The following is a 9,934-nucleotide window of genomic DNA, read 5'->3' on the forward strand; positions in this document are numbered from 1 at the left end:
AAGAGCTAGCGCAAGCTGAGCCTGATATCGATGCGCTCTTACCCTGGAACTTCAAACATTAGCAAGTTCGCCCTGTGGGTTCATGGGGCGGATACGATAATTCAAACACTCCTCTTCCAAATCGTCTCCAATCAGGTCGTAGATATAATCACACAACTCTTCACTTTCCTCAGCAAGCTGAACTTTGGCCATCTTAAACAACTCATGAACTGTTTCTTCGCTTTGATTAGGAAATTTGACTTTTAATGCACCATTTTCACTTTTAACACTACCTACGACTCTAACACCTTTACTATCTGGCTCAACTTGGACTCCCCCTAGATTGTTAGGCCAATGAGCATTAGGCCAAGGACAATATATTTCTGATATAAGAGAGGGCCATATTAACGTTACATATGTGGGCCCCAAGTTATCCTCTTGCCCTTCCATACAAGTCGAAATAACTCCAACGACTCTTCCTTCTTCGTTAAATACAGGGCCTCCACTCATTCCCCCAAGTGACTTCATCGCTACTTCTATACATGCACCGTTTATGTACGAGCCTCTTCCCGAAGAAAACTGCTCCGTTACAACTCCAGAGGTTACAAAAGCGCCTATTTGAGGTATTCCATCGTTAACTACTTCTCTATAGCCAACCGCCCACAGCCTTTCTCCAATCTTTGGTAAAGCGACTTCCAACGGGGAGTAATAATGATCGATGTCATCTTCGAATTTCGATAGAGGAGAATAAGATAGAACAGAGACGTCAGAATATCTTTCCTCAGAATTCCCAAACAACGCTACTTGTTCAGCAGTACGTAGGGCATGAAAATCATGCGGTGTCCACATTCTCATTGACGAACCACTTGGAAATGAGTACAAAAAACAATGCTTTTTTTTAGTTTCTTCAATCACATGCGTCGCGGTTAAACACAGTCCTGGCGCAATCATTATACCGCTACCGATTATGTGTTGTTTCTCACCTTGTATAAATCCAAGCGCAACAATTAGCCCTTGAAGAGTCCACAGAGTTTCCTCACAAAAACCATCTACAGCTTCAAATGCTGGTCGCACCCAATGACAATCCCTGTCCAGCTTGTCGTCCTCTGGGTACTCCAGCATCGTTTGAAATTTTTTTATAGATGGCATCAGCTCATTATCTCTTTAGACATTGTATTAAATTGATATCATACTCTATCAATATTGGTGATTGTTCAATGGATGATTAAGATGTTTCCGCCTAACAACTCTCAAATACATTATTGGGCCCTAATTAACTGATATTTATTAGGAAAGTAGTTCTTAGTACGTGAGTCCAATTCTTCCACACAAGTGACTAGCAAAGTAACGTCGAGATGAAGCTCCTCCAGTAATGACTTTATAACTACCACTTTCTTCTGCTAGACCTTCGCAATCTCTCCAGTGCAGCGCATTCCTAGAATAATCTAACGAACCTAACTTCTTTGCTGCTTGATAAAGAACATTCGTTCTTTCAGCAGGTTGCAGTTGATCGCACGTAATCCATAACTTATTAAAAACTAGCCCAACAGCTTGAACTAGAGTAGTTACTAGTTGAAATCCATGTCGAGCTTCAGAATACGACTCACCTTGGTGCTCAATCCAAGTATCAAAAAACATAAGCAAATCGCTTCTCACCTCTTCAATATGCTTAGCCGTTAATATCGATCCATCATTCATTTCTCTGACACCCCTGACTTTAGTTTGTAACTTGTAACCACCAATTGCCCCTAAAGCGAAGCGAGTGAGAGTATTTAAAGTTATAATAAAGTCACTTTTTTCAGTAACTCGACTTGAATCTTTAGCCATTCCCCCATGAGAGTTAACTATTGCAAGAGAACCTAACTCTCTCGCAAATTCAACAACTTCATCAGTCCTAGCTAGTTTCATTAATTTATTTGTACTCATTGGGCATTGCTGACCGTTTACATCGGCGAAAATTTGAGAAAAATCATCCTCTCTAAGAGCACGATCTCTTCGAAAAATAAATACGACTTGCACGCTAAGGTTCGGTAACAAAGCCGACAAGTCAACTCTACGCTTACGACGAGCATCTGTTTCGGAAGACTTTTTTATCAGATTTGTATCATACCCCCCTAAAACAGTCGCTATAGTGGATAATCGATTTAAGCCATCCACTACAAAATTTCTCTCGGGATCAACGAGTAACGAATCATTGAATCTAGGGTTATCCGATAGTTCAACTTTTACATCAGACATACAACCGATTAATACAGGAGGAATCACACCTCCGATATCACTAGACTTGGTCATGTGCTTATAACAATAATCTTCGAAGCCATTTCTGCGCTGAGGCGTTACAGTTCTCTGAATCTCTTTATATATAGTTCGCAAATGTGAAGGGATGAGGTCGAATGAACAGGAGCGCAGTAAATCTTCTACAGGCATTACCGTAGACATCGTATATACACCATTAAAGCTTGTATGGGTTGCATTACCAAAAATCTGCTTTGTAGTTACTCCAAATCGCTTTTTTTCTCTTTCTTCAACCATAATTTTTAACCTCTAAATCGAAAATCAGAGGTATTCTTGATCGGGGCGACGCCCCAATCAAGAGGTTTGTTGTTTTTTTTTGTACTATTCAAAAAAAACAATATCTTAAGTAGAGAGCATGGATACAGTCAGTGAGATTGTCGTAAATGGCTTACGTGAAAAAAGTGTACTAGGCGGTATAACAAAACTTCATACAGTAGTAAGCATCGCTGAGCTGCTCTCATACTTACCTGATGTACACCCTTTATTTGACACGATTTCTTCAAGCTTTGAGCGAGCTATTAATGCGGAAAGAACCAAAAACTGGTCGGATGCGATAAGGCTATCAATAGTTGAAAACCAACCTGTGAGCCCGATTAGAGTGACCTTGGTCATCAATGGAAATGTTAAAGAAAAAGCCATAGTCGATAATTACAACGAGTTAGCGTTTAACCAACACAATATTGTTTTGATAGAAGGCTTCCATGTAATCAGTTCACTATCCGAACTAATGGGAATTCCCAATCCATTCACCCATAAGCTCAAAACTAACTCACCAAAGTTGAGAGCCCAGCATGTAGGTCAACTACAACAACTTGAAGTAGACTTATGCCTCTACTACTCACAACTAGGCCATGTAGATGACAATGTCATATTTAAGCTGCTCTCAGATACAAACAGCTTAGAGACCAATGTATACACTCAAAATCTTTTGATTGACCGTCAAGCCGACTCTCCTCTTCTAGCTGCTGCTCAAGAATTGAAATCTAGTTTGAAGTTAGATGACCTTGGTGGTGTTGCACCTAACAGCAAAATCACTAAATCAGATAGCTACGTAACTACTCGTAACACTCTGATATATATAATTTTGGCTAGTCTCGGTGGAAGAAATCTACGCATAGAGAAAAAACTGCCCAAGCAACTACCTGATGGTACAGAGATAACTTTAGAACTGATTGAGAAAACATTACCTCTCACCATTAGTTTCTTGGATGGCTGGCTAAAGGGGCTAGAGAAAGAATTCAAGCAAGATACAAATGGTTTTCATCGTTCGATGCAAGTTTGGCAAGCATTGGGGTTGATAATTTTCGACCTCAGGACTCACCAAGATTATACGGTAGCCGAATACTATGAGGCTGGAGTTTCTTTATCAAAGTTAGATTACAGTAAAGATGCCGCTCATTGGGCCAAATGTGCAGCCTTTAAGAAAGATGCAACAAATACCTTCTGGATCAACGCTACAGGTGGGGGTAGAACTCTTAGAGACAAGGTTGCCGAATACTTAATTTCACTGATCAAATAGACGTAATTTGTTTTAACAACATCATTATCGCCCCCACACTACTTTTAGCTCTAAATTATTGTAATTTTTAGTTCAAAGACATCCAACTAGGTGATTTAATGCTATTGGCATGATATTCATCAGTATGTGTATAAGCTATTGCCACTAAAGTGGCTTGTATAGGCAACTAAACAAATCAAAAGCTCTAATACTAATTAGGATATCTTGTAACCTGACAGAACAAGTCTGTACTTCACGTCTTAAGAGCAATGGACAAAAATGGAAGACAACCTCGATACTATCGGAAAAGCACTAACTGACATGGCTAGAGGAGAGTTAGCAGACCTCACATCTCTCTTAGCTACAGCATGTACACATAACATAAATGAAAACAAGATTGACTGTTATTACTTAAAAGTTGATGCCAATGGCAGACCTCGATTAAACGAGCTCATAAAGTACATGTGTATGAAAATCACAGACTACACAATCCCTAGAAGTAAAATAAATAAAGCGACAAAAAAACTTATCGACACAGGGTGTACAAATGAAATAACAAAAATAGCCCTCGATGCAAGGAAGCTTTTCACCAAGCTTGAATTGACAGGAGAAGGTGGTGAATTGCTTTTATTCGCATTAACTGAAAGTATCTTAAAGTTTCCACAAGTACTGTGTAAAATGAGTCTAAAGTCCGATGAACAGATGCACTTTCATGGTGCAGATGGAGTTTTCCTAGGAGTGGACGATGACGACATGCTATGTGTGTACTGGGGAGAGTCAAAGTTACATGCAACTCATTCTTCTGCAATATCTGAGTGTATTACCAGTATCGCTAGTATTCTAAAAATGGAACCTGACGTTGATAGTGATATTCGTCTGGTAGATTATATCGATCTAGACAACAGTACATTAGAGGGAGCAATTAAAAACTACTTTGACTACACGTCACCACGCTATGAAAAACTACGCCCATGTGCGGTTTGCTTGGTGTCATTTAATCATTCATCGTATGAAAAGTCAGATTCCAAACTGACAAATGAAGGGATTAAGAAAAAAATAGAACAAGATTTCCTTAAACATTGGAAAAAGAATATTGAAGCTAAGTTAAAGGAAAATGACATCGAACATACAAAAGTCATTTTCTTTTACCTTCCTATAAATTCAGTTGATGGTTTTAGAGACACATTCAGAACTGAATTAGGGCTACAATAATGAACAAGAATATCATAGCATCAATCATTAATTCAGATTCATTCAAATCACAATATCGTTCATTGCTTACCAACAATATTAGAACTCAATTTTCAGATATTCATTATGAAGTTGAAGAAGAAAGTTTTGACATAAAATATTTATTAAAATGTGCTGACATAATATCTATGTCAGATCAACAAGATGAGTTAGATAAGTCTTTAAGGATATGCCAATCTGTTATTAGTTGTGATAATTTCAGTCAACTCTTAAAAGAGAAATCAGAATACATTTTAAAAAAGAATGGAAATTACCCTTTAATTCAACTGGCAAAAACCAAGAAAACTATCAATGACTTAGATACAACCAACAAAAACAGTATTGGTGAATTACTTTTAACGGAAAAAATGGAAAACTATTTTTCTATTTCATTGAGTAACGAATCATCTTTTAAGGCAAATAAGTTTCAATTAAGTTTCTGGGACAAAGCTCAAGATAATGATATATTATCTGTTTCCGCACCGACTGCTGCGGGAAAGTCATTTATTTTTTGCCAGTACATTCTTAGCTCATTAATAGACAAAAATACTGAGAGTATATTATATTTAGTACCAACAAGAGCCTTGGTAACTCAGGTTAGCGAAGATATTGAACAAACTCTAGTTAATAAAGGACTAGACTTTGACATTATAACCCTTCCTAATAAAGATTTTATCGAAGATTCTAAAATTAAGATTTTTGTACTTACTCAAGAGAGACTTCACTTTTTATTAAATGATGCTAAGTACAATTTTGACCATATTTTCATTGATGAAGCTCATAAAATGTCTGACTCTTACAGAGGCATACTATTACAACATGCGATTATGAGAGCATCAACTGAAAAAACTAAAATAATTTATGCTAGTCCATTTTCAAAAAACCCTGAGAAACTCCTAAAATTACATAATAGCAAACATATGGAGTCTGTTTACACTCCAGTGGCCACAGTAAACCAAAACCTATTTTGGGTTTCGCAAGTCCCACGAAATCCCAAGAAATGGGATATAGAACACGTGTCTGATATAAATATAAAAATAGGCGAACTTAGCTTAGCAAGCACTCCTAATAATCAATTAAAGAGATTATCATTCGTCGCCTATAGTATTGGCAAGTCTTATTCAGGCAATCTAGTTTATGTGAACATCCCAAGTGATGCGGAAAAAGCATGCGGTATTATTGTCGATCAAATCAAGTCAGAAGGCTTAGAACCAAAATCATCTCCTGAACTAGCAGATCTTATTGAATTATGTGAGAAAACTATACATAAAGATTTTCTATTAGGTGAATATCTCAAATATGGTGTTGCTTTCCATTATGGAAATATCCCTCAAGTTATCAGACATAAGATCGAAAAGTTATTTAAATCTGGAGAAATATCTTTCCTTGCCTGTACATCTACTCTAGTAGAAGGCGTGAACCTTTCATGTAAAAATATATTTGTTCGAGGCCCGAAAAAGGGAAGACGAGCTGATCAACCAATGACTAGTGAAGATTTTTGGAATCTAGCTGGTAGAGCTGGTCGGTGGGGACAAGAATTTCAAGGAAACATATTCTGTTTAGATGTAAATAATGAACAGTTATGGCCTAATGGAAAGCCAAAAAGAAGAACGCCTTATATAATCACTCCCTCTGTTGATAAGCAGATGAAAAACACTGATGAAATCATAAAATATATTACAGATGGCACTCCAAGAAAAGAGTCAGTAGAAAAAATAGATTATGAATATTTAATATCTTATATAATCGAAGGTATTACATCTAACAACAAATCTATCCTTAATAGCTTAGGTTCATCCAAAGCATCTTCAGAAATAATATCTGAAATAGAGAAAATTCTAGATCACTGTGAGTTACCACATGAAATATTTCGTAAAAATGCAGGTATTAGCCCTATAGCAATTGAAGAGTTATATGGATATTTTCAGCAGAAAGCTAGAAATAATGATCTCGAATCATTGATTCCACCTCACCCATCTAGTGATAATGCAGTTGTCGATCTAACCAAAGTACTTTGCAGAATTAACAAGTATCTATCACCACGTAGTTTTGGTTTTAATCCTAAAGCGAGCTTTGTTCTTGCACTTTTAATTACTAAATGGATGAATGGCCATACTGTTGCAAGAATCATTACTGATCGAGAAAAACATTATAAAAACAAAGGTGATAGTTACAAGATATCAACATTAATAAGAAATGTTCTAGATGATATTGAAAACATTGCTAGATTTCGGGCACCTAAATACTTAGCATGTTATAACGATGTATTATGTCATGTGTTGAAAATAAACAACCAGAGTCATTTAGCTGAACACCTTAAAGATGTACAATTAAGTTTAGAGTTTGGTGTAAATATAAAAACTCAGTTATCATTAATAGCTCTAGGTTTATCCCGCACTAGTGCCATTGAAATATCTGGGTTTATTTCAAATTCAGATTTAAATCAAAGAAACACGCTAACGTGGCTACGTTCTAATGATTTATCCAACAAAGATATACCAAATCTAGTGTTAATTGAAGTTGAAGAACTTTTATCTAAACATTAAAACACTTTAACGAAAAGGGACTATTTTATAATAGTCCCTTTTTTCTTATAGATAATATATTTAAATGATAATATCTAAATATTCCTGCTCAGATAAAACTTTCACACCATTATCTTTTGCACCGTTAATTTTCTTTTCACCTACTTTAGCCCCTGCAACAAGATAATCTGTTTTACTTGTTACAGACTTAGCTACCTTTGCACCTAGTGACTTAGCATGCTTTTCCATGTCACTACGTTTACCTTGTAGCATTGTGCCAGTAAAAACAATGATCGCCCCTGCTATCGGCGAAGATGAATCCTGTTGTTCAGATAACTTAGGTGTAGTACTTAAGTTGAACCCAAGATTGTATACCTTGAAAAACTCTTCTTTAATATTTTCTAAGCCTTCAAAAATTGCTTCAGCGCTAACTTTAGCGAACCCATCAATCTTTTCTATATCTTCTACACTTGCACGAAATAGATCTTCTAATGAATAACGTTGAAGAAGTTTCTCGCAGTTACCTCCACCTAAACGACTGACACCGAATGCAGAAAGGAAGCGCCAGTCTTCAATTTCTATATTTTGACTTGCCTGAAGCTGATCATATAAATTCTTAGATGTCTTTTCACCAAAGCCATACATAGAAAACTGATGTGGTTCCAATTTATACATTTGATGAATATGCTTAATTCCGAGGTTTGACAATTTCTCGATGTTCTTAGGGCCGAAGCCATCATTGTTGCCTAAGGTTTTGAAAAAGTGTACCAACGTGTTTTCAGTTTGCGCTGGACAATCGCTTTTATTTGGACATACCAAATTATCCGACTCCCAAATAAGATGGGACTGACAGCTAGGGCAGTTCTCTGGTATTTGCGGTTCTACAGCTTTAATTACTCTTTCTATTTTAGGTATAACTAAACCGCTTCTGACAACTTGAAGCAAAGCACCAGGCCCTACTCCAGTGGACTTAACCATATTATAATGGTGCACTGTAGCCCTACTGATAGTAGCACCACTAATTCTAGTCGGAACTAATTCAGCAACGGGCGTTACTCTACCTGTTCTCGATGTTTGAGGCGTGACACTAACAACTTCTACTTCAACTGCCTCATCATTTTTTTTGAAAGCTATCTGCCAACGATGAAATTTTCTAGTTGACCCCATATTATCTTTAATTTGAGAGTCAACAGCTTCTAAAATGACGCCATCTACATCATAAGTAACTGCATTCCAAATTTCCTCGACTACATCATCAAAATCATTCAATAGATCTTTATAATGTCCTGTCCAATTATTAATCAAAGAAAATGGATAGAACACACAAGCTCCATCGTTGATAGCTTTTTTTACTTTCTCATCAACATTTTTCTCTGCAATAATAGCTGCCTGAATGTTTCTTGAGTTTTCAAAATATTCACTTAAATTGTTATCGAAATATTCTTTATTAATAACAATTTCACCTGCACCAAGTCCTCGCTTACCATTTTTCGCAACTTTTAAGCCACGCTTGAATGCCCGTGTAATATCTTGCCCACTTACACCATCTCCACGTGTATACAAAGTGCTACCATCATCGTAAGCAGCATAGCCATCAAGCTTTGGAGTCACTCGAATTAAGATGTCATCACGATCTATGTTCAAGTTAAGCGCAGTATTTAAAATCCTATCAAGCCACTTTTCAATTTCCATCTTAGAATAGGCTTTGTCAGTGGACAGCATTTTTTTCGGTAACTTGACCGTCTTACCACTTTCTCTAAGATCCGACTGTACAACATCAGAAAGATGACTCTCGGGGTGGTTTTCCTTATACCAGATCTCTTTGTCATCATACTCTTTGTCAGTAACAATTGGCTTGCCGTAACGATATAGCACATCAGCAACACGCAAGAAGTACTGCATATCCTTCTGATCCAATGAGTAGAAGTCATTATTTCGAATTGTTTTTTCGATTAACTTAGAGTTATTTTTTAGTTTTTTTTCTTCAAGAACATCTAGATGCTCTTTGGTTAATGTAAATACAGACATTCTTCTACCGATTTAAGTCGTTCATGTTTTATCAAGATTATACTCTGCTAGACGATAACTAGGGAAGTTTCGTTCCTCTTAGTAAGTAACGCTTTTTAATAGAAGCTTCTACTTGAAACATTACTTACTAAGGTGACACCTACATCACCTGCACGGCGAATGATAACGCTGTCGCCTACCTTCACGCCTAAACGAGCAATCTCATCGGCATTGTGAAGCGTGGCATTACTGACCGTCACGCCGCCAACGAAGATAGGTTCCAGTTTAGCAACCGGCGTAATCGCGCCAGTACGGCCCACCTGAAACTCAACGTCATTGAGCAGGGTAATCTCTTCTTGAGCTGGGAACTTATAAGCAATTGCCCAACGTGGTGCTCGTG

General features: G+C 37.1%; 6 protein-coding genes and 1 pseudogene. 3 read left to right on the forward strand and 4 right to left on the reverse strand.

From position 1 onward, the window contains the following. Positions 1–51: 51 nt before the first annotated feature. A complete protein-coding gene (locus tag IQQ51_RS15030) occupies positions 52–1,128 on the reverse strand; it encodes a S1 family peptidase (RefSeq protein WP_193841501.1) in 1,077 nt (358 codons plus the stop codon). 153 nt (positions 1,129–1,281) lie between these two features. After that, a complete protein-coding gene (locus IQQ51_RS15035; RefSeq protein WP_193841502.1) occupies positions 1,282–2,511 on the reverse strand; it encodes a DNA sulfur modification protein DndB in 1,230 nt (409 codons plus the stop codon). Positions 2,512–2,629: 118 nt separating this feature from the next. On the opposite strand from IQQ51_RS15035, the gene IQQ51_RS15040 reads away from it, so the two are divergent. From IQQ51_RS15040 to IQQ51_RS15050, 3 genes are all read left to right on the forward strand, one after another. Further along, a complete protein-coding gene (locus IQQ51_RS15040; RefSeq protein ID WP_228012888.1) occupies positions 2,630–3,793 on the forward strand; it encodes a hypothetical protein in 1,164 nt (387 codons plus the stop codon). 258 nt (positions 3,794–4,051) lie between these two features. After that, the gene (locus IQQ51_RS15045) at positions 4,052–4,984 is read left to right on the forward strand and encodes a DUF1837 domain-containing protein (RefSeq protein WP_108187669.1); all 933 of its coding nucleotides are present in this window, start codon (positions 4,052–4,054) and stop codon (positions 4,982–4,984) included. Beyond that, the gene (locus IQQ51_RS15050) at positions 4,984–7,548 is read left to right on the forward strand and encodes a DEAD/DEAH box helicase (RefSeq protein ID WP_193841503.1); all 2,565 of its coding nucleotides are present in this window, start codon (positions 4,984–4,986) and stop codon (positions 7,546–7,548) included. Before IQQ51_RS15045 ends, IQQ51_RS15050 begins: the two co-directional genes overlap by 1 nt. A gap of 60 nt (positions 7,549–7,608) precedes the next feature. Here the strand turns inward: IQQ51_RS15050 and IQQ51_RS15055 are convergent, their stop codons facing one another. Both IQQ51_RS15055 and ligA read right to left on the reverse strand, forming a co-directional pair. Further along, the gene (locus IQQ51_RS15055) at positions 7,609–9,555 is read right to left on the reverse strand and encodes a BRCT domain-containing protein (RefSeq protein ID WP_193841504.1); all 1,947 of its coding nucleotides are present in this window, start codon (positions 9,553–9,555) and stop codon (positions 7,609–7,611) included. 107 nt (positions 9,556–9,662) lie between these two features. Further along, a pseudogene (ligA, locus tag IQQ51_RS27165) lies at positions 9,663–9,934 on the reverse strand (NAD-dependent DNA ligase LigA); the annotation flags it as partial.

It is taken from the genome of Vibrio sp. OPT18 (assembly GCF_015163615.1).
GTDB classification, from domain to species: domain Bacteria; phylum Pseudomonadota; class Gammaproteobacteria; order Enterobacterales; family Vibrionaceae; genus Vibrio; species Vibrio coralliirubri.

What these genes read in the sequence shown, in the direction of transcription:
- IQQ51_RS15030 (WP_193841501.1), bottom strand. Translation starts at nt 1,128, where the DNA reads ATGCCATCTATAAAAAAATTTCAAACGATGCTGGAGTACCCAGAGGAC.
- IQQ51_RS15035 (WP_193841502.1), bottom strand. Translation starts at nt 2,511, where the DNA reads ATGGTTGAAGAAAGAGAAAAAAAGCGATTTGGAGTAACTACAAAGCAG.
- IQQ51_RS15040 (WP_228012888.1), top strand. Translation starts at nt 2,630, where the DNA reads ATGGATACAGTCAGTGAGATTGTCGTAAATGGCTTACGTGAAAAAAGT.
- IQQ51_RS15045 (WP_108187669.1), top strand. Translation starts at nt 4,052, where the DNA reads ATGGAAGACAACCTCGATACTATCGGAAAAGCACTAACTGACATGGCT.
- IQQ51_RS15050 (WP_193841503.1), top strand. Translation starts at nt 4,984, where the DNA reads ATGAACAAGAATATCATAGCATCAATCATTAATTCAGATTCATTCAAA.
- IQQ51_RS15055 (WP_193841504.1), bottom strand. Translation starts at nt 9,555, where the DNA reads ATGTCTGTATTTACATTAACCAAAGAGCATCTAGATGTTCTTGAAGAA.